Here is a 23,230-nt window from a genome sequence, read left to right as displayed (position 1 = left end):
CTCACGAGCGGTCGTGCGGTGGCCGCGGCTACTGGACGACGAACGTGGTGAACGCCTGCGCCGTGAGTCCGCCGCTGGTCGCGGTCACGGTGAGTTGGTAGGTGCCGATCGAACTGGGGCCGGTGCCGGACACGAACGAGGCCGTAGCGATGCCGCTGGCGTTGGTCACCGCGTTGAGGATCACCCGGTTGACGCCGTTCGGCTTGAGCGCGTTGAAGTTCACCTGCGCACCCACCACCGGCGCGCCGTTGTTGAGCACGCGCGCGCTGAGCGTGACGGTTTCGCCGCGGGTGTAGACCGGCTTGCTGGATTCGGCGGTGGTCGACAGCGTGGACGGGGCGGCATCGTTGTTGGTGATGGTGCAGGTGGCGCTGCCGCCGGCGGCGAGGACGAGGCCGCTGCAGTTGGCATAGCTGGCGGCGTAGCCGACGAGCGCCGGTTCGGTGATCGTGTAGGTGCCGGCCGGCACGCTGAGTACGTTGCTGCCGTCGGCTTCGAATGCCACCGCTGCCGCACCGTTGACCGAGAAGCCGAAGTCGGAGGCGACCCTGTTGCCGCCGTCGTCGTTCACCACGACCTTGGTGACGGTGAGCGTGGCCGGCGCCGCGGCCGGCTGGTCGTTGTTGGTGATGGCGCAGGTCGCGCTGCCGCCGGCGACGAGCGCGATGCCGCTGCAGTTGGCATAGCTGGCGGCGTAGCCGGCCACCGCCGGTTCGGTGACGCTGTACGTGCCCGCCGGCAGGCTCAACGCATTGCTGCCGTCGGCCTCGAACGCCACCGGCGCGGCGCCGTTGACCTGGAAGCCGAAGTCGGACGCGACCTTGCTGCCGCCGTCGTCGTTCACCACCAGCTTGGTCACGATCAGCGTCGCCGTCTGCGTGGGCGGATCGCGCAGCACCTCGTAGCTCGCGAACGCCTGCGCGGTGAGCCCGGCGCTGGTGGCAGTGACGGTGAGCTGGTAGGTGCCGATCGAACTCGAGCCGGTGCCGGACACGAACGACGCGATGGCGATGCCGCTGGCATTGCTCACCGCGTTGAGGATGACCCGGCTGGTGCCGTTGGGTTTGAGCGAGTTGAAGTTGACCTGCGCGCCCGCGACCGGGGCGCCGTTGTTGAGCACGCGCGCACTCAGGGTCACCGTTTCGCCGCGCACGTAGACCGGCTTGCTGGTTTCGGCCGTGGTCGACAGCGTGGACGGCGCGATGTCGTTGTTGGTGATGGTGCAGGTGGCGCCGCCGCCACCGGCGAGGACGAGGCCGCTGCAGTTGGCGAAACTCGCGGCATAACCGGCGACGGCGGGCTCGGTGATGCTGTAGGTGCCGGCCGGCACGCTGAGCACGTTGCTGCCGTCGGCTTCGAACGCCACCGCCGCGCCACCGTTGACCGAGAAGCCGAAGTCGGACGCGACCTTGCTGCCGCCGCTGTCGTTCACCACGACCTTGGTGATGGTGAGCGTCGCGGGCGCGCCGGACGCCTGGTCGTTGTTGGTGATGGTGCAGGTCGCGCTGCCGCCCGCAGCGAGCACGATGCCGCTGCAGTTGGCATAGCTGGCGGCGTAGCCGGCCACCGCCGGCTCGGTGACGGTGTAGGTGCCGGCCGGCACGCTGAGCGTGTTGCTGCCGTCGGACTCGAACAGGCGGGGCGTGCCGCCGTTGACCGCGAAGGTGAATTCGGAAGGCACCTTGCTGCCGCCGTTGTCGTTCACCACGATCTTGTTCACGGTGAGCGTCGCCGGCGCGGTGAGCACGTCGAAGCTGGCGAAGGCCTGCGCGGTGAGGCTGCCGCTGGTGGCGGTGACGGTGAGCTGGTAGGTGCCGATCGAACTCGAACCGGTGCCGGACACGAACGACGCGGTGGCGATGCCGCTGGCGTTGGTCACCGCGTTGAGGATCACCCGGTTGACGCCGTTCGGCTTGAGCGCGTTGAAGTTGACCTGCGCGCCGGCGATCGGCGCGCCGTTCTGCAGCACGCGCGCCGACAGGGTCACGGTTTCGCCCGCGGTGTAGACCGGCTTGCCCGGTTCGGCCGTGGTCGACAGCGGCGCCGCCGCGACGTCGTTGTTGGTGATGGTGCAGGTCGCGCTGCCACCGGCGGCGAGCACCAGGCCGCTGCAGTTGGCGAAGCTCGCGGCATAGCCGGCGACGCTGGGCTCGGTGATCGAATAGGCACCGGCCGACACGATCAGCGTGTTGCTGCCGTCGGCTTCGAACGCCACCGGCGCGCCGCCGTTGATCGAGAAGCCGAAGTCGGATGCGACCTTGCTGCCGCCGTCGTTGTTCACCACCACCTTGGTGACGGTCAGGTTCGCCGAGCCGGGCACGTTGATGCGCAGCATCGCGGCTTCGGACGGCACGCCCTGGTTGTTGAAGACGAACACCATGTAGAAGCCCGGCGGCGTCTCGAACGCGTTGGTGGGGAGCCGTGCATTCAAGGTGCTGCCCGACACGGTGAAGGGCAGCTCCATGAAGCGCTGGTCCATGTCGAAGGAGTGGGTAACCGAGCCGGTCTTGAGCAGCGTCACCCGGGTGATGTGCGCGGGGTCGGGGGTGCCGATCGCGAGCGTCGCGCCCGGGTTGGCGGTCATCGGCGCGGTCGAGATGATCGGCCGCGGCGCGGGCGCGCCGCCGGCGTCGAACAGGTAGCCCGGGTAGTAGATCTCGGCGTTGAGGTTGAGCTCGGGACCGTTGGCGCCGCCGCCGAGGGTCAGCACCGTGGCATCGGGCAGCAGCAGCGAGGTCGAGTGGTACAGGCGCATGCGTTGCGCGGTTGCGCCCGGCGACCAGGTGTTCGCTGCCGGATCGTAGAGCTCGCTGGTGTAGGAGACGCCATTGACCGGATCGTTGTCCGCGACGCTGCCGCCGGAAAGGAACACGCGGCCGTCGGGCAGCATGGTGCTGGTGGCCCAGTGGCGCCGATACAGCGGCGAAGCGACGGCCTGCACCACCGGCGTGGGCTGGTTGATGTCGATCACGTGCGCGGTGGGGCTGGCGAACTGCGTGTCGTAGCCGCCGCCGCTCTGCAGGATCTTCCCGGGGCGGAACATCACCGCGGTCGAACTGGCGCCCATGGCGGTCGGCGTGTACTGCCCCAGTCGTGTCAGCAAGCCGTGTCCGCTCGGATCGACGCGGTACATCTCCTCGTAGCGCGTGCCGAAGATCTTGCCGTCCGGGCCGAGGAAATTGCGTGGATAGAGCGTGCCCAGGTAGGTCGTCGAGGCGCCGTCCAGCAGGCGGAAATTGCCGGTGCCGGTGCGTACCTCGGGGAAGTCGCCGCCGCCGTCGCCGCCCTGGATGTAGACCTCGCCGTTGGACAACATCGTCGCCGTCGCATACCAGCGTTGGCGGAACATCTTCCCGGTCCGCACCAGCGAGTTGTCGAGTGGACGGAACAGGGTGGAGTCGTCGTTGGGCAGCAGCGAGGACTTGCCGGTGGTGACGTTGAGCACGTCGCCGCCCCACATCTCGATGTTGCCGTCGGGCAGCAGCAGCTGCGCATTGCAGAACAGGTCGACCGCGGTGGCATTGGGCAACGTCGCATGCGCGGCGCTGCCCAGGCCCAGTTGCGGATCCCAGACGTCGTAGACGAAGTAGCCGGTGCGCACGCCGGTGGTCGTGGTGCCGTAGCTCAGCACGCGGCCGTCGGGTGTCAGCACGGCGTGCAGGCCCACCAGCGGCCAATCCACCACCGGCGAGAAGGTGCCCTTGACCGGATCGCCCTGCGCCGGCAGCGCCGTCAACGCGCCGATCGGCCGGGTGGTCTGGAACGCGGCGAGGGCATCGGCGTCGCCGCGCATCACCGTGTTCTGGTTCGCTCCGGTCTGGATCGCCGCGAGGATGAGTGGATCGCCGCTGGCGGCGGCCAGCACCCGGTCCCAGTCGCGCTCGGGTTGCGTGGTGTCCGCCGTGGCTTCCGTCGACGATTCCCCGCTCAGTTGCACGGCCGCCCAACCGATCATCCCCACGAGGACCAGTGCCGTTCCGATGGCGATGCCACGCCGCCGAGGATGCTGTAACGCGCTCATCTTCGCCTCAGTGCTCGAGCGGGATGATGGAGGCCTTGTCTCTGGTTTCGAATCCCCCGGTTGGGGTTACGGCACGCGGCGCGCGCGATGACGGCGGGGATGAGGAGTGGGGGGCGGACGCGGTCGCTGCCCGTACAATTGCCGGGTGAAAACCGTGCTTTCCGCCATTCAGCCGTCGCAGCTGCGCCTGTCCGTCGCCCCGATGATGGATTGGACCGATCCGCACTGCCGCGCCTTCCACCGCGTGCTCGCCCCGCACGCACGGCTGTACACCGAGATGGTGCATGCCAACGCGGTGATCCACGGTGACCGCGCGAAGCTGCTGGCGATGGATGCCAGCGAGCATCCGGTCGCCTTGCAGCTGGGCGGCAGCGAGCCGGCACTGCTCGCGCAGGCCGCGCGCATCGGCGCCGATGCCGGCTTCGACGAGGTCAACCTCAACTGCGGCTGCCCCTCCGACCGCGTGCAGGCCGGGCGTTTCGGTGCCTGCCTGATGCGCGAACCCGCGCTGGTGGCCGAAGGCGTGGCGGCGATGATCGATGCATGCGACGTGCCAGTGACGGTGAAATGCCGGCTTGGCGTCGACGACGATCACGACTGGGACCGCTTCGTGCACTTCATCGACAGCGTCGCGGCGGCCGGTTGCCGCATGTTCGTGATCCACGCGCGCAACGCCTGGCTGCAGGGACTGTCGCCGAAGGAGAACCGCGAGGTGCCGCCGCTGCGCTACGACTGGGCGTACCGGCTCAAGCAGGAGCGCCCGCAGCTGCTGGTCGTGGTCAACGGCGGCATCGCCTCGCTGGAGGAAGCCACGCAGCACCTGGACCATGCCGACGGCGCGATGCTCGGGCGCGCGGCGTACCACGATCCGTACTTGCTGCACCGGCTCGACGTGGCGTGGTTCGGTGGTGCCCTGCGCAGCCGCGCCGAACTGCTGCGCGCGTATCGCCCCTATGTCGACGCACAACTGGCCGAGGGTGCGTTGCTCAAGCACATCACCCGGCACATCCTCGGGTTGTTCGCCGGCGAGCGCGGCGGCCGCGCCTTCCGCCAAGTGCTGAGCGAAGGCGCGCACAAGCCCGGCGCCGACTGGTCACTGGTCGAACGCGCGCTGGCCCTGACCGAATCCTTCGCCGCTGCCGAAGCCTGACCCCATGCTCACCCGCGATACCCACGCCTTCCTCGACTTCGCCCGTGGCTGCGCTGCGGATTTCGGCCCGGCGACGGCGCGCGCGGCCTTCCTGGTGGCCCCCGACGGTTTCGCCCTCGCCGAACAGTCGGCGCAGGACAACCGCTACATGGCGCAGGCGGCCGGGTTCGATGCGGCCCGCGCGTCCGCGCAGCACCGCGACCTGCACCGCGCCTTGTCCGCGGACCTGCCGACGGTGTGCTTCGCCGGACGCGCCGACACGCCCGACGCGTTGTTCCCCAACAACGTGTTCGGCACCGCGGCCGGCCGCTACGTCGTCGGTCGCATGCGCCACGCGGTGCGGCAGCGCGAAGCCGCGCGTCCCGATATCCGCGGTTTCTTCGCGGGCGTACTCGATTACGCCGAGATCGACCTGTCCACGCAGGCGCATCCCTGCGAGCTGACCGGCGCGCTGGTGATCGACCGCGCCCGCGGCCTGGGCTTCTGCGGCCTGTCCGAACGCTGCGACGAGGAGGGCGCGCGGCTGATGCACGAGGCGTTCGGCCTGCGCGCGACCCTGCTGTTCGACCTCGCGCCGGGCGAATACCACACCAACGTCGTGCTTGCCGTGCTTGCCGGCAAGGCCGCCATCCTCTGCCCGCGCGGGTTCGCGGATGCAGACGCGGTGGAAGCCATCGCGGCGCTGTACGCGCCGCACGCCGTGCTGTGTTCGCAGGCCGAGCACGCCGCCTTCGTCGGCAACGCCATCGCGCTGACGCCGGAGCGGGTCTGGATGAGCGCGCAGGCGGGACGGGCGCTGGCGGCCGACAACCGCGAACGGCTGCGCGCGGCCGGGCTCGAGGTCACCACCGTCGAGCTCGACGCGATCGAGGCGGGCGGCGGTTCGCTGCGCTGCTGCGTGGGCGAGATCTTCTGAGCGTCGGGCAGTGCCCGCGGCGGACCGCGAGGCTTGCAGGACAACGCGGCTTGAACGTAGCTGCGCCGCGCGCTGAACCGCGACCACGATGTGAAGGAAAAGTTCAGACCGGATTCACTGCCTCGTTCCAAGAATGCACACTCGTCGTTCTGCCGCACACAGGCCCTTGGAATCCATGTCCCGTTCCGTTTCCCGCATCGCTCCCCTCCTGCTGGCCGTCGCCCTCGTGGTGCCGGCGGGACAGGTAATGGCGCAGGCGGCCCTGGGCGGCGTGCTGGATCGTGGGGCCGGGCAGGTGAACGATCGGGCGGACCGCGCCCAGCGCATGGACGATCGGCGCCACGAGCGCGGCGAAGACCATCGCGCCCTGTCCGATGCCGTGCGCCGGGTCGAGCGCCGCACCGGCGGCCAGGTGCTCAGCGCCGAGCGCGTCCCCTTCGACGGCCGCAACGTCAACCGGGTCAAGGTGGTCGATTCCAGCGGTCGCGTCCGCGTCTACATGGACGACCCGCAGGGCCGCGGCCAGGGGCAGCGGGAACCCAAGGACCGCGACGGCGACCGCGACGATTGAGTGCCGTGCGGTCGACCAGTCACGGCCACGACCGATCAGCCACGATTCACGAAACTGAACAAAACGGGGGCCTCGCGCCCCCGTACACGTTCCAGCGACAATCTGAACGACTAACCTGAATGCACCCGGCCAATGACGGCCGCACTGCTGAAGGAGTCCGCCATGCGCATTCTTCTGGTCGAGGACGAAGCCCCTCTCCGTGAGACCCTGGCCGCCCGCCTCAAGCGCGAAGGCTATGCCGTCGACGCAGCACAGGACGGCGAAGAGGGCCTGTACATGGGCCGCGAGGTCCCGTTCGATCTCGGCATCATCGACCTAGGCCTGCCCAAGATGTCCGGCATGGACCTGATCAAGGCCCTGCGCGAGGAAGGCAAGAAATTCCCGGTGCTGATCCTGACCGCGCGGTCGAGCTGGCAGGACAAGGTCGAAGGCCTCAAGCAGGGCGCCGACGACTACCTGGTCAAGCCCTTCCACGTCGAGGAGCTGCTGGCGCGAATCAACGCGCTGGTGCGCCGCGCCGCGGGCTGGAGCAAGCCGTCGCTGGAGTGCGGCCCGGTCGTGCTCGACCTCGCCGCGCAGACCGTCAGCGTCGCCGGCGGCAACGTCGACCTGACCAGCTACGAGTACAAGGTGCTGGAGTACCTGATGATGCACGCCGGCGAACTGGTCTCGAAGGCCGACCTCACCGAGCACATCTACCAGCAGGACTTCGACCGCGACTCCAACGTGCTGGAAGTCTTCATCGGCCGCCTGCGCAAGAAGCTCGACCCGGACGGTTCGCTCAAGCCGATCGAGACCGTGCGCGGTCGTGGTTACCGCTTCGCGATTCCGCGGAGCGGCGATTGACGCAGCGCGTTCGACCCCCGGCCGTCGCCGCAACCGGCGACTGCGTCGGGTTTTGCACCAGTGCTGATCGCGCGCGCCGCGCGCGCTTTGTACGCTGGCGGCCGATGATCCTCCCGGCCGCCAGCGTTCGTTTGCCCCCTGTCGAGGCCGGCCGGTGAGCTGGCGCCAGCCGCGTTCGCTGCAGGTCCGCCAGTTGCTGGCGGCGAGCCTGGGCCTGATCGCCTTCCTCGCGCTCGCCGGCTACGCGTTGGACCGGGCGTTCCTGCAGACCGCCAAGGACAACCTGCGCCAGCGCCTGGAGAACTACGCGCTGGCCTACGCCGACAAGAGCGACTTCGCCCGCAACGGCGAATTCATCCCGCCCTACGACCCCATCGACCCGCGCTTCGAGCGTCCCGGCAGCGGCCTGTACGCCGAAGTGGTGCTGCCCAAGGCGCACTGGGATTCGCATTCGGCGCAGGGCCCGATGCTGCCGGCCTCGCGGATGCTCGATTCGAACCAGGAAGCGTTCGAGGGACCGCTGCCGATGACCCAGATCAAGGGCACGCCGGGCGAAGTGTTCCGCTACGGCCGCGGCTTCATCTGGAGCGCGGGCGGCGATGCGAAGGCGGAATTCCCGTACACGATCTACATCCTCGAGGACACCACCGCGCTGAGCCAGCAGGTGGCGGTGTTCCGCGCGGCGCTGTGGCGCTACCTCGGCGGCGCCGGGCTGATCCTGATGCTGTTGCAGACGGTGGTGCTGCGCTGGAGCCTGCGCCCGCTGCGCAACGTCATCAACGAACTCAAGCGCGTGCAGCGCGGCGTCGCCTCGCGCATGAGCGAACGCCACCCGCGCGAACTGGAACCGCTCACCGAGAGCATCAACGCCTTCATCGAGAGCGAGCGCGAGAACCTCGACCGCCAGCGCAACACCCTGGCCGACCTCGCGCACAGCCTGAAGACGCCGCTGGCGGTGCTGCGCGCGCGCCTCGACCATCCGGGTTCGGAAGCCGAGCTGCGCGAGGAAGTCGACGTGCAGCTGCGCCGCATGAGCGACATGGTGTCCTACCAGCTGGCGCGCGCGGCGCGCTCGGGCCACCAGCTGTTCGCGGCGCCGATCGCGATCGAGCCGCACGCCGAGCAGATCGTGACCGGGCTCGAGAAGGTGTATGCGAGCAAGGGCGTGCTGTGCGAGTTCGACATCGCGCCGGGCGCGCAGTTCTTCGGCGAACCCGGCGACCTGCAGGAGCTGCTCGGCAACCTGCTCGAGAACGCCTTCAAGTGGGCGCGTTCGCGGGTCTTGCTCACCGTGCAGCCGGGCGAGCAGGCACCCAATCGCCGCCCCGGACTGCTGGTTGCGGTCGATGACGACGGCCCCGGCATTCCGCCCGAGAAGGTCGCGCTGATCCTGCAGCGCGGCGTGCGCGGCGACGAACGCGTGCAGGGCCATGGCATCGGCCTGGCGATCGTGCAGGACCTGGTGCGCGCCTATCGCGGCACGCTCGACGTCAGCGCATCGGAAGAACTGGGCGGGGCACGGTTCGAGGCGCGGTTGCCGCCGGGCCTGTGACGCTCAGGCGAACGGCGAGGCGCCGTAGAAGCGTTCCAGGTGTGCGGCGACCTTGGGCATCTCCGCGCGCAGCAGCTGCGGGTCGCTGAAGTGGTACTCGCTGGCGACGGCAAAGAATTCTTCCGGTGCCTCCGCCGCATAGGCGTCGATCGCGGTTTCGCGTCCCGCATCGACCGCGGCGACGAGCGCGTCGTACGCGGCCTGGAAGTCGCGCGCCCAACCGCGCTGCCACGCGCCGGGCAACGGCGGCGTGCCATCGAGTTCGCCGTCGAGCACGTCGACCTTGTGCGCCATCTCGTGCACCGCCACGCAGAACCCCGCGCGCGGATCCGCGCAATCGGCCAGCACGTCGGCCCAGGACAGGATCAGCGGGCCCATGTCCCACGCTTCGCCGATGAGTTCGTCTTCCCATTCGTGCAGCACGCCGGCGGCGTCGACGTGGCTGCGGTTCACGCGGAAGGCTTCGGGGTAGACGATCAGCTGCGACCAGCCGCGCAACCCCGCCTCGCCGAACTCGAGCAGCGGCAGGCAGCATGCGGCGGCGAGCACGCCGCGCTCGCGCGCGTCGAGGACGAGGTCGCCGATCGGCGTGATGGTCTTCTCGTGCAGGAAGCGGGACGCCAGTCGCGCCAGGCGTGCGTCGCGTTCGGCATCCAGTGCGGCCGCCCACGGCAACGCGGCGCGGATGTCGCGCCAGAGCTTAGGGTCTATCGGTTGCGGGGGTCGCCCGAGGAGCCAGCGCAGCAACTTAGCGGAACATGCCCGGCAGGAAGCGGTGCCAGCGCGGCGAGGGCAGGCGCACGTCGTCGCCGCCACCGGCGTTCGGCGCGGCGCTCGGCTTGGTCTTCTTCACCGGCAGGGCCATCGACGCCGGGTCGCGATCCGGGGCGCGGGTCGCCGTCGACTGCGCACGCGTGCTCGGGCAGCTGCCGCCGTCGGCATCGCTGAGCTTGCTTTCGCGTGCAGCAACGCTCGTGCTGGCGAGGATGAGCAGGCATACGGCGATGCGGCGCATGGGAAGTCCTCTCCCGGAAAGTCGGGAACGCGCGGACTATATCGCACTCCCGGGGACGCCGGGATTGCATTCGTCGGGCGGCTTGTGGTGCGCTGCAGCAGGGGCCGGCCCCGCATAATCCGGGCATGGACGATCGTGCCCTGCTCGAACACCTGATCCGCGGCCCCGCCACCGGGGACGCCCTCGCCAGCGCCGCCGGCCAGACCCGCGCGGCCGTCTGGAAGCGGATCGAGGGGCTGCGCCAGGCCGGGGTCGGCATCGCCGCCCAGCCCGGGCGCGGCTATGCCCTGACCCAGCCGCTCGACCTGCTCGATGCCGCCGCCATCCGCGCCGCGCTGCCGCCGGCCCTCGAGCGCGGGGTGGGCCGGCTCGAGGCCGCCTGGTCCATCGATTCCACCAACAGCGAACTGCTGCGCCGCCCCGCCGGCGGGCTCGAGGTGCTGCTGGCCGAGCGTCAGACCGGCGGCCGTGGCCGCCGTGGCCGCAGCTGGGCTTCGCCGCTGGCCGCGCACCTGTACCTCTCGCTGTCGCGCGCCTTCGCCGGCGGCCTGGCGCGGCTGGGCGGGCTCAGCCTGGTGGCCGGTGTCGCCACCGCCGAAGCCCTGCACGGGCTCGGCTTCACCGCGGCCCGGCTGAAGTGGCCGAACGACGTGGTCGACGTCGGCCCGCACGGGCTGCGCAAGCTCGGCGGGCTGCTGATCGAGGGCAGCGGCGAACACGCAGGGCCCGCGCGCGCGGTGATCGGGCTCGGTCTCAACGTGCGCATGCCGGACGCGTTCGCCCAGGGCATCGACCAGCCGTGGTGCGACCTGGCCGGTCTGGCCGGACACGCCGGGCGCCTCGTGCCCGAGCGCAATGCCCTCGCCGCCGCAGTGTTGGCGCACCTGCTGCCGGCGCTGGACCTGTTCGATGCCGAGGGCCTCGCGCCGTTCCTGCCGCGCTACGCCGCGCTCGATGCCCTGCTGGGCGAAGCGGTCACCTTGCATGCCGCCACCGGCACGCAACCGGGCACCGCGCTGGGCGTGGCCGAAGACGGCGCGCTGCGGCTGCGGCTGGAGGACGGCCGCGAGCAACGCGTGCATGCGGGCGAAGTCAGCGTGCGACGGGCGACGGCATGAGCACCTGGCTGTTCGACCTCGGCAACACGCGGCTGAAGTGCGCGCCGTTGCGCGACGGCCGCGTCGGCGACGTCGTCGCATTGCCGCACCGCGAAGCCGACCTGGCCGACGCCCTGCTGCGGCTGCTGCCGGAACGCATCGACGTCGCCCATGTCGCCAGCGTGGCCAACGAGGCCCTGCGCGTGGCCCTGCTGCAGGCGCTGACGCTGCGCGCGCGCCGCATCACCCTGGCGCGCACGCAACGGGTGTTCGGCGGCTTCCGCATCGCCTACGCGCAGCCGCACAAGCTCGGCGTCGATCGCTTCCTCGCCATGCTCGGCGCGCACGCGCGCTTCCGCGAGCCGGTGCTGCTGTGCGGCGTGGGCACCGCGCTCACCGTCGACCTGGTCGACGCCGATGGCCTGCACCTGGGCGGGCGCATCGCGCCGTCGCCGACGCTGATGCGCGAGGCATTGCACGAACGCGCGCCGCACCTGCCGGTACACGGCGGCGAGCCGGTCGACTTCGCCGCCGACACCGAAGATGCGTTGGCCTCCGGCTGCGAGGGCGCCGCGCTGGCGTTGATCGAGGCCAGCCGCATCGCGGCGCAACGACGGCTCGGCCGCATGCCGCGGCTGGTCCTGCACGGCGGTGGCGTCGAGGAACTGGCCGCGTGCCTGCCCGATGCGACGCATGCGACCGCGCTGGTGCTCGATGGGCTCGCGATCTGGGCATCCGTCGATACCCCGGGATAGCGGCTTCCCCCTAGAATCGGCGCATGCTCAGCCGCGCCCTCATCGTCCTGCTCTGCGTGCTCAACCTCGGCGTCGCGGCGTGGTGGATCGCGCACGATCCGCCGCCGCCGAACGCAGCGCCGCAGGTTCCCCCCGGCGTCGCCCGCCTGCAGCTGGTGGCCGAACGTGCACCCGCCGCGGCCGCGCCGCAAGTCGCCGCAACCACCGCCGCCATCGAAGCGCCGCCGGCGCCAGCGCAAACCACGCCGGTGCAGGAAAGCGCCGCGGCGACGCCGCACTGCTTCAGCTTCGGGCCTTTTGCTTCGCGGGAAGCGGGCAGCGCCGCGGCGGCGAAACTCAAGCCGCAGGTGCAGGCGCTGGCCACGCGTGAACAGGCGTCGGCCGCCGCACGCGGCTGGCGCGTGTACCTGCCGCCGTTGCCGTCGCCGGAGCAGGCGCAGGCGATCGCCGAACGCATCGGCGCGGCCGGCTTCAGCGACTTCCTGGTGGTGCGTGAGGGTGCCGAAGCCAATTCGATCGCGCTGGGTCGTTACGGCAGCGAGCAGGCCGCACGCAAGCGCGCCGACGCGCTCAACGCCGCGGGTTTTGCCGCGCAGGCCGTCGCCGTGGGCGATGCGGCGCAGCCGGCCGTGTGGCTGGACGTGGTCGCCGAAGCCGCCTTCGATCCGCGCCGTGCCCAGGCCTCCATCGCCGCCGCGCAGCACCGCCGGATCGACTGCCCGGCGTCGCGCTGAGCGTAGCGGCGGCGCGACGGCTAGAATGCCGGCCTCGCCCCGGAACTCGGGGCCGCAATCCCACGCCGGCTTAGCTCAGTTGGTAGAGCAACCGCCTTGTAAGCGGTAGGTCGTCGGTTCGATTCCGACAGCCGGCACCACATGCCGTTTCAAGCCTTGGACCGCGCGCATGAGCCGAAGCTTTCCCCCTGTTTCCCTGATCGGTGCGCCCACGGACATTGGCGCGGGGCACCTCGGCGCGCGCCTCGGGCCTGAAGCGCTGCGCATCGCCGGATTGCACCACGCGCTGGCCGCGCGCGGCATCGACGTGGTCGACCGCGGCAACCTCGACGGTCCACGCAATCCGTGGCAGCCGCCCACCGATGGTTACCGCCACCTGCCGGAAGTGGTCGAGTGGAACCGCGCGGTGATGGACGCGGTGCTCGCCGAACTGCGCGGCGGCCGCATGCCGATCCTGCTCGGCGGCGACCATTGCCTGGGCCTTGGCTCGATCACCGCGGTCGCGCGCTATTGCCGCGAAACCAACAAGAAGCTGCGCGTGCTCTGGCTCGATGCGCACGCCGACTTCAACACCAGCGACGTCACGCCCTCGGGCAACGTCCACGGCATGCCGGTCGCCTGCCTGTGCGGCCTGGGCCCGCGCGAACTCACGCACCTGGGCGGCGCCGCGCCGGCGATCGATCCCGAAGTGATCCGCCAGATCGGCATCCGCTCCGTCGACGAAGGCGAGAAGCGCCTGGTGAAGGAGCACGGCCTCGACGTCTACGACATGCGCTACATCGACGAAGTCGGCATGAAGCGCGCGATGGAGGAGGCGCTCGACGGCGTCGACGAGGACACCCACCTGCACGTCAGTTTCGACGTCGACTTCCTCGACCCGGCGATCGCGCCCGGCGTCGGCACCACGGTGCCCGGCGGTCCCAGCTACCGCGAGGCGCAGCTGGTGATGGAAATGATCGCCGACAGCGGCCGCATGGCCTCGCTCGACATCATGGAACTCAACCCGGTCCTGGACACGCGCAACCTCACCGCGGAAGTCGCCGTCGACCTGGTGGAAAGCCTGTTCGGCAAGTCCACGCTGATGCGCGACTGAAACGCTGAATGGCGCTTGGTGGCGCGGATTGCCGCCCCTTGCGCCACTCACCCGACCGTCACACCATTGCCCCGTGCGGCTCGCCGCCTTCCCTTCCGACCCTCTTCTGGAGAGACCCAATGAAGCGTCTGCTGCTCGTGGCCGTGCTGGCCCTGTTCTCGATGGCGGCCCTGTCCGCCTGCAACACCATGGAAGGCCTCGGCAAGGACGTGAAGAAGCTGGGCGAGAAGGTCGAAGACAAGGCCAGCAACTGAGCGGATCGCGTTGACGAAATATTGACGGTGACGTCGATGAGAAAGGCCGGAGCGATCCGGCCTTTTCTTTTTTCTATTGCCCGGTTATGGCGCGCTTCCGGAACGTGAACAGGTGCTGATCCGTGCGGCCGTCCTGCACGGGAAGTTCATGCGGCCCCGCGTTAGATGCGGAGGCGGACGAGGCAAAGGCCTTCGTCCCACGCTCGAACCCCATGGTCGAATCCCGAAGGAGAAAGGTATGAAGCGTCTGATTTCCCTGCTGCTGCTGGTTGCGTTCTCCACCGGCTTCCTGACTGCGTGCAACACCATGGCCGGCGCCGGCAAGGACGTGCAGAAGGTCGGCGAGAAGGTCGAAGACAAGGCCGAGGACTGCAAGGACGCCAAGTGCTGATCGCGCGCGTTCATTGAATGAACAAAAAAGGCCGGAAATCCCGGCCTTTTTTGTTGGTCGCGCGACATGCGCATTCATCCGTCGCAAGGGAACCTGGTGCTAACGCGAACGTGATCCTCCGCGAACGCGGCGACTTGCACACTCGCCGCGCATCGCAAGGTCGGTGCGCAATCATCCCCACCAGGAGTACACGCATGAACAAAGACGTCATCCAGGGCAAGTGGACGCAGCTGAAGGGACAAATCCAGGCGCGTTGGGGCGACCTGACCGACGACGTATTCGATGTCAGCGAAGGCAACTCGCGGTACCTCGCCGGCAAGCTGCAGGAGCGTTACGGCTGGGACCGTGAACGCGCCGAGCGCGAGGTCGAGGACTTCTCGCGTTCGCTGCATTGATCCATGCACCGATCCGGCGCGGCAACGGTGACGCTGCCGCGAATGTGGAAAACGGGCCGCAAGGCCCGTTTTCCCGTGGCGGTCGGCTGGTTGCGATCGTGTCGCGGTCGGTTTGCCGCGGGCGCGACGTTCAGCGCGGCGGGTCGGCGACGAAGCCCGCGGGAAAGGCATCGGGTCCATCGTCGCGCCAGCGCGGGCGCGGTTCCCGCGGCAGCACGCCGCGCGCCACCAGCGTGCGGTAGTCGTCGTAGCGCAGCTGCGTGACCTGGGCCGCACCACGCGTCGCGCGGACGAACCCGGTGCGCGACGCCGGCGCCCATTCGCGCTCGCCGTGGCCGGTGCCCAGCGATTGCGCGGCCGCGTCGCGCTCCGTGGCGCGCGCTTCGGCGGCGGGCGCGGCGGCCTTCGCGGCGTCGTCGCGCGCAATGGGCGCTTCTCGACGCCAATCCGGTGCGGGCTGGTAATAGGGCCGCGCCTCCTCGAACACGGCGATGCCGATCACGCCGACGTTGTCGGGTCGGCCGGTGCGCGCCGCATAGCTGTCGGGCAGGTCGGTGAAGACGAACTGGGCGACGTCGTCCAGCGATTTGCGCCAGCCGTTGACCTCGGTGCTCTCCCACGGGCCGAGCACATAACCGGCCTGCAGGGGATGCGCAGTCTGCCCGGTGACCGCGTTGACGCCGTCGACGGAGAGGACCACCAGCACGCGTTCGCCGGTGGTGTTGGTCAGCCGCACCGAATAGCGGTGGCCGGGCGCGCCTTCGATCCAGTCCTGGCCGCGATGGCGGATCGGGCTGAGCCAGCCGCCATCGCTGGTGCTGCCATCGGCCAGGTAGCCGTAGCCGCGGTCGCGGTCGATCACGGCCAGGTCGACCAGCGGGCGGGCCTGTGCGGAGGAGCAGGCGGCGAGTGCGATGCAGAGGGCGGCGGTGGCGAAGCGGCGGAACATGGCGCGTTCTCCGGGTGAGGTAGCCGGGCAAACGCGCCGGCACCGGCAACGGGGTTGTCGATCCGTCCGGCCGGCGATCCGGCGCCAGCGGTTAAACTGCCGCTCCGCTTCGTGAACCCGCTTTCGTGAGCCCGCTTCGCATGTCCCGTACCCGCGTCCTCACCGGCATCACCACCTCAGGCACACCGCACCTGGGCAACTACGTTGGCGCGATCCGCCCGGCCGTCGTCGCCAGCCGCGATCCGCAGGTGGAGAGCTACTACTTCCTCGCCGATTACCACGCCCTGATCAAGGTCACCGATCCGGCGCGCGTGCAGCGTTCGACGCTGGAGATCGCGGCGACGTGGCTGGCCTGCGGCCTCGACCCGAAGTCGGTGTGGTTCTACCGCCAGAGCGACATCCCCGAGATCCCCGAACTCACCTGGTTCCTCAGTTGCGTCGCCGGCAAGGGCATCCTCAACCGCGCGCATGCCTACAAGGCCTCGGTCGACAAGAACCGCGCCGAAGGCGTCGACGACGATGCCGCGATCACCGCCGGCCTCTTCATGTACCCGGTGCTGATGGCCGCGGACATCCTGCTGTTCAACGCGCACAAGGTGCCGGTCGGCCGCGACCAGGTACAGCACATCGAGATGGCGCGCGACTTCGGCCAGCGCTTCAACCATCTCTACGGCGAACACTTCACGCTGCCGGAAGCGGCGATCGAGGAGCACGTGGCGACGCTGCCCGGCCTCGACGGCCGCAAGATGAGCAAGAGCTACGACAACACCATCCCGCTGTTCGTGCCGCGCGAGCAGTTGAAGAAGCTGATCGCCGGCATCGTCACCGACTCGCGCGCGCCAGGCGAGGCGAAGGACGCCGCCAATTCCAACGTGTTCCAGCTGTACCAGGCGTTCGCGTCGGCGCAGGAAACCGCGGCGATGCGCCAGGCCTACGCCGACGGCATCGGCTGGGGCGACGCCAAGCAGAAGCTGTTCGAACGCATCGACGACGAAGTCGCGCCGCTGCGCGAACACTACGAGACGCTGATGGCGAAGCCGGCGGAGATCGAGGCGATCCTGCGCGAAGGCGCCGCGCGCCTGCGCGCGCAGCACGCCACGCCGTTGCTGGCGCGCCTGCGCGAAGCGGTGGGGCTGCGCGACCTGTCGAATGCGGCCACCGGCGCCAAGGCGCGCAAGGAAAAGACGGTGCTGCCCACGTTCAAGCAGTACCGCGAGAACGACGGCCGCTTCTACTTCAAGTTCGTCGACGGCGAACGCGTGCTGGTGCAGAGCATCGGCTTCGCCTCGCCCAAGGACGCCGGCCAGCTGATCGCGCGGCTGAAGCGCGACGGCGGCATGCTGCTGCAGCGCGCCGAGGCGGACAGCCTGCAGCTGGGCGAGGAACTGGTCGGGCACCTGCACGATGCGGCCGAACTGGCCGACGTGGTCGAGGCGCTGGCGCAGCTGCTCGAAGAGGCCTGAGGCGCGGGCGGTTCAGCTGTCGGACGGGCAGGGCGCCGGCAACGCCCGCGCTCGTCGCTGCGTGTGACCGCCGTGACTTGACGCCTCCGCGGGACGGCGCAATTGTGGGCCGTCATGGCAGCCTACTTTCCGGCGCAGGCAAGCGACATCGAGGCCGCACGGCAGGCGGCCCTGGATGCGTATGCGATCGTCGATTCCGGTCCCGAGCGCGCGTTCGACGACATCGTCCGCCTCGCGGTGATGCTGTGCGGCGTGTCGGCCGCGTCCATCTCGCTGATCGACCGCGACCGGGTCTGGTTCAAGGCGCAGGTCGGTGTCGACCAGTCGCAGGTCTCGCGCGACCTGTCGCTGTGCAACCACGCCATCGACCAACCCGGCCGCACCCTGGTCATCGACGACCTTGATCTCGACCCGATTCCCGCGGCCAAGCGCCGGCGCCTGGGCGGCCGGCCGCCGCGCTTCTATGCCGGCGTGCCGCTGCTGAGCCCGGACGGACATCCGCTGGGCACGCTGAGCGTCGCCGACGTCGAGCCGCGCCACCTCACTTCCGCACAGGTGGAAGGACTGGAACTGCTCGCCCGGCAGACCCAGCACCTGCTCGAGCTGCGCCGGCTGATGCTGGAGCAGGGGCAGCAGCTGAGCGCGCGTGAAGCGGCGGCCCGCCATGCCGAGCAGGCGCGCGCCGAACTCCAACGCCGGCATGAAGAGCTGCTGCGCAGCGCCACGCGCGATCCGCTCACCGGCCTGCTCAATCGCGCGGCGATGGAGGAGATGCTGGCGGAAACGCTCACCCGCGACCCGTCGGAGCGCACGCCGTACACCCTGCTGCTGCTCGACATCGACCACTTCAAGCTGGTCAACGACGTGCACGGCCATTTGGCTGGCGACCAGGCGCTGCGCGCAGTCGCCGATGCGGTCACCGAATCGATCCGCAAGAGCGACATCGCCGTGCGCTTCGGCGGCGAGGAGATCCTGGTGTACCTGCCCGGCAGCGCGCTGGACGGCGCCGCGGAAGTCGCCTATCGGATCCGCGAGCGCGTCGCGCACGCGCCACTGCCGTTCGCGGTGACCGTGTCGATCGGCATCGCCGCGGGCGACCCGCGCCGCGATCTTCCCGAACAGACCTTCGATCGCGCCGACCAGGCGCTGTACCGCGCCAAGGCGGGGGGGCGCGATCGCGTGGCCGTCGACGACACGCCGCGATTCATCAGCATCGATCCGGATTGAACCGTCGCGATCGATCAACGCATCCTTCAAACGCACGCATTCACTTCAAATGCTTTCACTCCACGCAAGGGAACCGTAGCGGCCAGTCCGCCGCATCCAGCCACGCAAGGGAGCCGAAGATGAAGTCCTTCCAGCATGCCCTCGTCGCAGTCGCGCTGCTGCTCTGGGCGAACGCGAGTCATGGTGCCGGGCCGGTGGCCGCAGACGACGCGCAAGGCAACCGGGCCGCCGATCTCGAAGCGATGCTCGCCCGTTACGCCGACGCGGCAAAGCAGTTCTACGACGGACGGTCCGGCGCCGTGAAGGCGCTGTGGTCGCACGCGGATGACGTGACGTTGTCCGGCGCGGCGGGCGGAGAGACCGCGAAAGGATGGCGCAACGTCAGCATGCGGCTGGACTGGGCCAGCGCGCAGTTCTCCAGGGGCTCCAAGCAGGTCGAGCTGATCCAGAAGACGGTGAGCGGTGACCTGGCTTACGTGGTGCAGTACGAGCACATCCTCTTCTTCCCGCCGGGGAAGAACACGCAATCCCGGCGCGATTACCGGGTGACCACGGTGTTCCGGCGCGAAGCGGCAGGCTGGCGGGTCGTCCATCGCCATGCCGACATGCAGATGGCCAGGGAGGCCATTCGCTGAGCAGGTCGGCTGCGTCCGAACGTGCATTCACGCCGACACGCCGACACGCCGGACCGCCTGGCGGTTCGGCGTGAAGCCGGTGTCATTCCCACTCGTTCGGCGGCTCGCCCTGTTCCGGGTGCTTCATGCGGACCACGCAGAAGCGATGGCCAGTGGGCGCTTCCATCACCCACCAGCGCTTGACGAAGGCGATCTTCTTCGCGCCCAGCCGTTCCAGTCGCGCGGCTTCGGCGTCGACGTCGTCGGCCTCGATGTCCAGGTGGACGCGCGAGGGATGGTCGACCTTCTGCACTTCGATGTGCAGGTCGCCCGGCGTGTCGCCGAACTGCTGGTACTGCGCGGTGCCATCGCCGGCATCGCGGTCGGCGACGGTCACACCCAGCGCCTGAGCCCAGAAATCGGCGGCGGCATCCAGGTCGCCGGTGTTGCAGTCGATGATGAAACCGGCGAGGCGGCTGCGGTGGGCCATGGCGCGCTCCTTTCCAAACGTAGCCCGGGTAAGCGCAGCGCACCCGGGGCTTGTGGTCGGTGGGTACGGCTAACCCGGGTGCGCTGCGCTTACCCGGGCTACGGGTCGCGACCCGCCTTGCCTCAGTTCGGCGAAGCCATGTCGTCGAGCAGCGCCTTGAGGAAGCGCGCCGCCTCGCCGCCCGTGCAGGCGCGGTGGTCGAAGGTCAGCGAGATCGGCATGCGCCGGTGCACTTCGATGCCACCGATCACCGCGACCACGTCGTGCGAGAGCTTGCCCGCGCCGACGATCGCCACGCACGGCGGCACCACCACCGGCGTCGCATAGCGGCCGGCGAACATGCCGAAGTTGGACAGCGAGATGGTGTAGCCGCTGAGTTCGCTCGGCGGGATGGAACGGTCCTCGACCTGCGCGCGCAGGCGCTGGATCGCGGTGCGGATGCCGGCGCCGTCGAGCATGTCGGCGTTGCGCAGCGCCGGCACGAACAGGCCGTCGTCGGTGTCCACGGCGATGCCCACGTCGACGTGCGGGTGCTGGGTGCGGGTCAGGTTCTCGCCGTCGAACCAGGCATTGAGCGCCGGCACGGTCTTGCAGGCGGTCACGATCGCGCGGACCAGGCGCGCGGTGATGTCCTGCTTGCCGATCCACGCGTGCAGGTCGGCGTCGTCGACCAGGGTGGTCGGCACGACCTTGCTGTGCGCGTCGGCCATGACGCGCGCCATGTTGCGGCGCACGCCCTTGAGTTGCTCGGGCTGGCCGCTGGCGACCGCGCCCGGCGGCTGCGTACGCATCGGCTTGCCCGATTGCGACAGCGTGCTGCGGGCGGTGTTGTGCGCGACGTCGCGGCGCGGCTCCGGCGGCAGCGCGCGGAACGCCGGCGAGGACTCGAGCACATCGCGCACGGCCGGGCGTGCCGCACCGATCGGCGCGGAGCCGTCGGCGGCGGCGCGCTTCACGTCGTCCATCGTCACCACGCCGTCGGCGCCGGTTGCGCGCACGCGGGCGATGTCGACGCCGAGCTTGCGCGCCTGCGCGCGCACCGCCGGCACCGCCTTCACCCCGCCCACGGCGACCGCGGCTTCCGTGCGCACCGCATCGGAGCTCTGCATCGCGCCGACCACGGTGCCGCTGTCTTCGCGCACGGCTTCGGTCCTGGTTTCCGGTTCCGGCGTCCTGGCGGGCGCGGCAGGCGCATGCCCGCCACCGTGGTGGTGGCCGGTGTCCTGGCCTTCCGCGCGCTGCGGCAGGCTGGGATCGACTTCGAATTCCGCCAGCATCGTGCCGGTCACGATCACGTCGCCTGCGGCGCCGGCGAGCTTGAGCACCTTGCCCGACACAGGCGAGGGCACGTCGACCACGGCCTTGGCGGTTTCCATCGACACCAGGTTGTCGTCGAGGCGGATGGTGTCGCCCACCTTCACGTACCACTCGACGATGGTCGCATCGGGGAGGCCTTCGCCGAGGTCGGGAAGCAGGAAGCTCTTGGTTGCCGTCATTGCGATGTCCGTTGGTTTTGTCTTGGTCGAGCCGGGGCTGCTCGGTTGCTTTGGCGTGCGGGCGGAATCAGCTCGCGGCCAGCGTGCGCTTGGCCGCGGTGACGATACGGTCCACGCTCGGCAGGTACTTCATCTCCAGCCGGAACAGCGGGATGTGCGTGTCGTAGCCGGTGACGCGCTCGACCGGCGCGAGCAGGTCGTACATCGACTCCTCGGCCAGGCGCGCGGCGATCTCGGCACCGAAGCCGGCGGTTTTGGGCGCCTCGTGCACGATCACGCAGCGGCCGGTGCGGCTGACCGATTCGGCGATGGTGGCGAAGTCGAGCGGGCGCAGCGTGGCGACGTCGATGACTTCGGCGCTGATGCCCTCGGCAGCCAGTTTTTCCGCGGCTTCCAGCGTTTCCTTCACCTGCGCGCCCCAAGTCACCAGGGTCACGTCGGTGCCGTCGCGCAGCACGTAGCACACGTCCAGCGGCAGCGCTTCGCCGTCGTCGGGCACGAGTTCCTTGTACTGGCGGTAGATGCGCTTGGGCTCGAAGAAGATCACCGGATCGGGATCGCGGATTGCCGCCAGCAGCATGCCGTAGGCGCGCTGCGGCGAGGACGGCATCACCACGCGCAAACCGGGCACGTTGGTGAAGATCGCTTCATTGGCTTCGCTGTGGTGCTCGGGCGCGCGGATGCCGCCGCCCCACGGCACGCGCAGCACCATCGGGCAATGCAGGCGGCCGCGCGTGCGGTAGCGCATGCGTGCGGCGTGGCAGACGATGAAGTCGACCATCGGGTACATGAAGCCGTCGAACTGCGCTTCGGCGACCGGCTTCATGCCCTGCGAGGCCATGCCGACGGTCAAGCCGGCAATGGTGGTTTCGTCCAGCGGGGTGTCGAGCACGCGTTCGGAGCCGAACTGCTGCTGCAGGCCGGCGGTGGCGCGGAACACGCCGCCGTTGACGCCGACGTCCTCGCCGAGCACGACGACGGCGTCGTCATGGCGCATCTCCCAGGCCAGCGCCTGGGTGATCGCTTCGATCAGGGTGATGGGCGTGGCGGTGGCGGCGTTGGAATCGATCTGGGGCATGGTGTCGGCCTTGTTCACGAGCGGCCCTCCAGCGCGAGCGCGGCGGCGCGGTGCGCGGCGACGTCCGGCGGCATGTCGGCGTAGAGGTGGTCGAACATCGCCTCGACCGGTTGCACCGGCGTGTTGAGGTAGGCGTTGATTTCCTCGTCGACGCGCTTGCCGCATTCCTCGGCCCACGCCGCTTCTTCGGCTTCGCTCCACAGGCCCTGCGCGGTAAGGAATGTGCGCAGGCGCGGGATCGGATCGCGCGCCCAGGCCGCCTTCACTTCCTCGTCGGCGCGGTAGCGGCGCGCGTCGTCGGCGGTGGTGTGGTCGTGCAGGCGGTAGGTGAGGAATTCGATGACGGTGCCGCCTTCGCCGTTGCGCGCGCGCTCGGTGGCGCGGCGCATGCCTTCCATCACCGCGAACAGGTCGTTGCCATCGACCTGCAGGCAGTACAGGCCGCCGGCCAGGCCCTTCTGTGCAAGCGTCGCCGCGCCGGTCTGCGCCGAGCGCGGCACCGAGATCGCCCAGCCGTTGTTGACCACGCACAGCACCAGCGGCGCGGTGTAGGCGCCGGCGGAATTCAGCGCGGCGTAGAAGTCGGTCTTGGAGGAACCGCCGTCGCCGCAACAGGCGACCGCAATGCGGTCCTGCTTGCGCAGCTTGAACGACAGCGCCGCGCCGGCGGCCATCAGGCACTGCGTGGAGATCGGTACGCACCACGGGTAGTCGTGCTTCGGGCCGGAGAAGTCGTTGCCGCGTTCGTCGCCGCCCCAGTACAGCAGGACCTCGCGCGGCAGCACGCCGCGCATGAACTGCGCGCCGTATTCGCGGTAGCTTGGCGCGAACACGTCTTCCGGCCGCGTGGAGGCGCCGATGCCGACGTGCGTGGCCTCGTGGCCCAGGCACGAGGCATAGGTGCCGAGCTTGCCGGTGCGCTGCAGTGCGATCGCCTTGGTGTCGAACACGCGCACGAACAGCATCTGCTTGAACAGCGGCAGCAGGGCTTTCACGTCGCCGAAGGCGGGCGGCAGCTCGCCGACGAGCGTGCCGTCGGGGCCGAGGTATTGCAGGTATTCGATCTGGTAGGTGGCGGCGATCGTCATTCGAGGTCCTTGACCGACTCACGTTGTTTTAGCCG

Annotated in this window: 22 protein-coding genes, 1 tRNA gene and 1 pseudogene; 16 read left to right on the top strand and 8 right to left on the bottom strand. The window is 69.7% G+C overall.

Annotated features, from left to right (window positions below):
* Positions 1 to 28: 28 nt before the first annotated feature.
* Positions 29 to 4,021 (bottom strand): galactose oxidase-like domain-containing protein, encoded by a 3,993-nt coding sequence (locus H8B22_RS04560; protein ID WP_187712929.1) that lies wholly within the window; start codon positions 4,019 to 4,021, stop codon positions 29 to 31.
* A gap of 154 nt (positions 4,022 to 4,175) precedes the next feature.
* Between H8B22_RS04560 and dusA the strand changes: the two genes are divergently transcribed.
* From dusA to H8B22_RS04535, 5 genes are all read left to right on the top strand, one after another.
* Entirely contained in the window at positions 4,176 to 5,171 is a 996-nt protein-coding gene (dusA, locus tag H8B22_RS04555) for a tRNA dihydrouridine(20/20a) synthase DusA (RefSeq protein ID WP_225876280.1), read from the top strand.
* Between the two features lie 4 nt (positions 5,172 to 5,175).
* Complete coding sequence (locus H8B22_RS04550; RefSeq protein ID WP_187712928.1) at positions 5,176 to 6,087, top strand: arginine deiminase-related protein; 912 nt, start codon at positions 5,176 to 5,178, stop codon at positions 6,085 to 6,087.
* Between the two features lie 175 nt (positions 6,088 to 6,262).
* A complete protein-coding gene (locus tag H8B22_RS14830) occupies positions 6,263 to 6,658 on the top strand; it encodes a hypothetical protein (protein ID WP_225876279.1) in 396 nt (131 codons plus the stop codon).
* A gap of 162 nt (positions 6,659 to 6,820) precedes the next feature.
* Positions 6,821 to 7,504, top strand: a complete 684-nt coding sequence (locus H8B22_RS04540; RefSeq protein WP_187712927.1) for a response regulator transcription factor — start codon at positions 6,821 to 6,823, stop codon at positions 7,502 to 7,504.
* A gap of 154 nt (positions 7,505 to 7,658) precedes the next feature.
* Positions 7,659 to 9,056: an ATP-binding protein gene (locus tag H8B22_RS04535; RefSeq protein ID WP_225876278.1), complete on the top strand. Its 1,398-nt coding sequence runs from the start codon at positions 7,659 to 7,661 to the stop codon at positions 9,054 to 9,056.
* 3 nt (positions 9,057 to 9,059) lie between these two features.
* Here the strand turns inward: H8B22_RS04535 and H8B22_RS04530 are convergent, their stop codons facing one another.
* Together H8B22_RS04530 and H8B22_RS04525 are read right to left on the bottom strand one after the other, a co-directional pair.
* Positions 9,060 to 9,803 (bottom strand): M90 family metallopeptidase, encoded by a 744-nt coding sequence (locus H8B22_RS04530; protein ID WP_225876277.1) that lies wholly within the window; start codon positions 9,801 to 9,803, stop codon positions 9,060 to 9,062.
* A 1-nt stretch (position 9,804) separates the two neighbouring features.
* Positions 9,805 to 10,071, bottom strand: coding sequence for a hypothetical protein (locus H8B22_RS04525; protein WP_187712926.1), 267 nt, complete (start codon positions 10,069 to 10,071; stop codon positions 9,805 to 9,807).
* A 125-nt stretch (positions 10,072 to 10,196) separates the two neighbouring features.
* Between H8B22_RS04525 and birA the strand changes: the two genes are divergently transcribed.
* The 8 genes from birA to H8B22_RS04485 all read left to right on the top strand — a co-directional run bounded on the left by birA (position 10,197) and on the right by H8B22_RS04485 (position 14,790).
* Positions 10,197 to 11,189 (top strand): bifunctional biotin--[acetyl-CoA-carboxylase] ligase/biotin operon repressor BirA, encoded by a 993-nt coding sequence (gene birA / locus H8B22_RS04520; protein ID WP_187712925.1) that lies wholly within the window; start codon positions 10,197 to 10,199, stop codon positions 11,187 to 11,189.
* Positions 11,186 to 11,923, top strand: coding sequence for a type III pantothenate kinase (locus H8B22_RS04515; RefSeq protein WP_187712924.1), 738 nt, complete (start codon positions 11,186 to 11,188; stop codon positions 11,921 to 11,923). The genes birA and H8B22_RS04515 overlap by 4 nt, the downstream gene beginning before the upstream one ends.
* Before the next feature lie 23 nt (positions 11,924 to 11,946).
* Positions 11,947 to 12,657: an SPOR domain-containing protein gene (locus H8B22_RS04510; protein ID WP_187712923.1), complete on the top strand. Its 711-nt coding sequence runs from the start codon at positions 11,947 to 11,949 to the stop codon at positions 12,655 to 12,657.
* A 64-nt stretch (positions 12,658 to 12,721) separates the two neighbouring features.
* A tRNA-Thr gene (locus H8B22_RS04505) sits at positions 12,722 to 12,797 on the top strand.
* Positions 12,798 to 12,826: 29 nt separating this feature from the next.
* Positions 12,827 to 13,750, top strand: a complete 924-nt coding sequence (gene rocF / locus H8B22_RS04500) for an arginase (RefSeq protein ID WP_187712922.1) — start codon at positions 12,827 to 12,829, stop codon at positions 13,748 to 13,750.
* A 119-nt stretch (positions 13,751 to 13,869) separates the two neighbouring features.
* On the top strand, positions 13,870 to 14,004 hold the full coding sequence (locus tag H8B22_RS04495) for an entericidin A/B family lipoprotein (protein ID WP_187712921.1): 135 nt from the start codon (positions 13,870 to 13,872) through the stop codon (positions 14,002 to 14,004).
* 238 nt (positions 14,005 to 14,242) lie between these two features.
* A complete protein-coding gene (locus H8B22_RS04490) occupies positions 14,243 to 14,395 on the top strand; it encodes an entericidin A/B family lipoprotein (protein ID WP_187712920.1) in 153 nt (50 codons plus the stop codon).
* Positions 14,396 to 14,589: 194 nt separating this feature from the next.
* Positions 14,590 to 14,790 (top strand): CsbD family protein, encoded by a 201-nt coding sequence (locus H8B22_RS04485; RefSeq protein WP_187712919.1) that lies wholly within the window; start codon positions 14,590 to 14,592, stop codon positions 14,788 to 14,790.
* A gap of 130 nt (positions 14,791 to 14,920) precedes the next feature.
* On the opposite strand, the gene H8B22_RS04480 is transcribed toward H8B22_RS04485, so the two are convergent.
* Complete coding sequence (locus H8B22_RS04480; RefSeq protein WP_187712918.1) at positions 14,921 to 15,739, bottom strand: hypothetical protein; 819 nt, start codon at positions 15,737 to 15,739, stop codon at positions 14,921 to 14,923.
* A 140-nt stretch (positions 15,740 to 15,879) separates the two neighbouring features.
* On the opposite strand from H8B22_RS04480, the pseudogene H8B22_RS04475 reads away from it, so the two are divergent.
* From H8B22_RS04475 to H8B22_RS04465, 3 genes and pseudogenes are all read left to right on the top strand, one after another.
* Positions 15,880 to 17,124: pseudogene (locus tag H8B22_RS04475) on the top strand (tryptophan--tRNA ligase); the annotation flags it as partial.
* Positions 17,125 to 17,316: 192 nt separating this feature from the next.
* Positions 17,317 to 18,429: a GGDEF domain-containing protein gene (locus tag H8B22_RS04470; protein ID WP_187712916.1), complete on the top strand. Its 1,113-nt coding sequence runs from the start codon at positions 17,317 to 17,319 to the stop codon at positions 18,427 to 18,429.
* Positions 18,430 to 18,548: 119 nt separating this feature from the next.
* Positions 18,549 to 19,064, top strand: a complete 516-nt coding sequence (locus H8B22_RS04465) for a nuclear transport factor 2 family protein (RefSeq protein ID WP_187712915.1) — start codon at positions 18,549 to 18,551, stop codon at positions 19,062 to 19,064.
* An 82-nt stretch (positions 19,065 to 19,146) separates the two neighbouring features.
* On the opposite strand, the gene H8B22_RS04460 is transcribed toward H8B22_RS04465, so the two are convergent.
* The 4 genes from H8B22_RS04460 to pdhA form a co-directional block, all read right to left on the bottom strand.
* Positions 19,147 to 19,533 carry a VOC family protein gene (locus H8B22_RS04460; RefSeq protein ID WP_187712914.1) on the bottom strand — a complete coding sequence of 129 codons (387 nt, stop codon included), beginning with the start codon at positions 19,531 to 19,533 and terminating at the stop codon, positions 19,147 to 19,149.
* Between the two features lie 122 nt (positions 19,534 to 19,655).
* On the bottom strand, positions 19,656 to 21,029 hold the full coding sequence (locus H8B22_RS04455; protein WP_187712913.1) for a dihydrolipoamide acetyltransferase family protein: 1,374 nt from the start codon (positions 21,027 to 21,029) through the stop codon (positions 19,656 to 19,658).
* A 67-nt stretch (positions 21,030 to 21,096) separates the two neighbouring features.
* Positions 21,097 to 22,107, bottom strand: coding sequence for an alpha-ketoacid dehydrogenase subunit beta (locus H8B22_RS04450; RefSeq protein WP_187713524.1), 1,011 nt, complete (start codon positions 22,105 to 22,107; stop codon positions 21,097 to 21,099).
* Positions 22,108 to 22,121: 14 nt separating this feature from the next.
* The gene (gene pdhA / locus H8B22_RS04445) at positions 22,122 to 23,195 is read right to left on the bottom strand and encodes a pyruvate dehydrogenase (acetyl-transferring) E1 component subunit alpha (protein WP_187712912.1); all 1,074 of its coding nucleotides are present in this window, start codon (positions 23,193 to 23,195) and stop codon (positions 22,122 to 22,124) included.
* Positions 23,196 to 23,230: the final 35 nt, after the last annotated feature.

Origin of the sequence: Lysobacter terrestris (genome assembly GCF_014489475.1) — a bacterium.
Classification (GTDB): domain Bacteria; phylum Pseudomonadota; class Gammaproteobacteria; order Xanthomonadales; family Xanthomonadaceae; genus Agrilutibacter; species Agrilutibacter terrestris.
The sequence above is the reverse complement of the archived record's forward strand: the minus strand, read 5'-3'. Positions and strand labels throughout refer to the sequence as shown.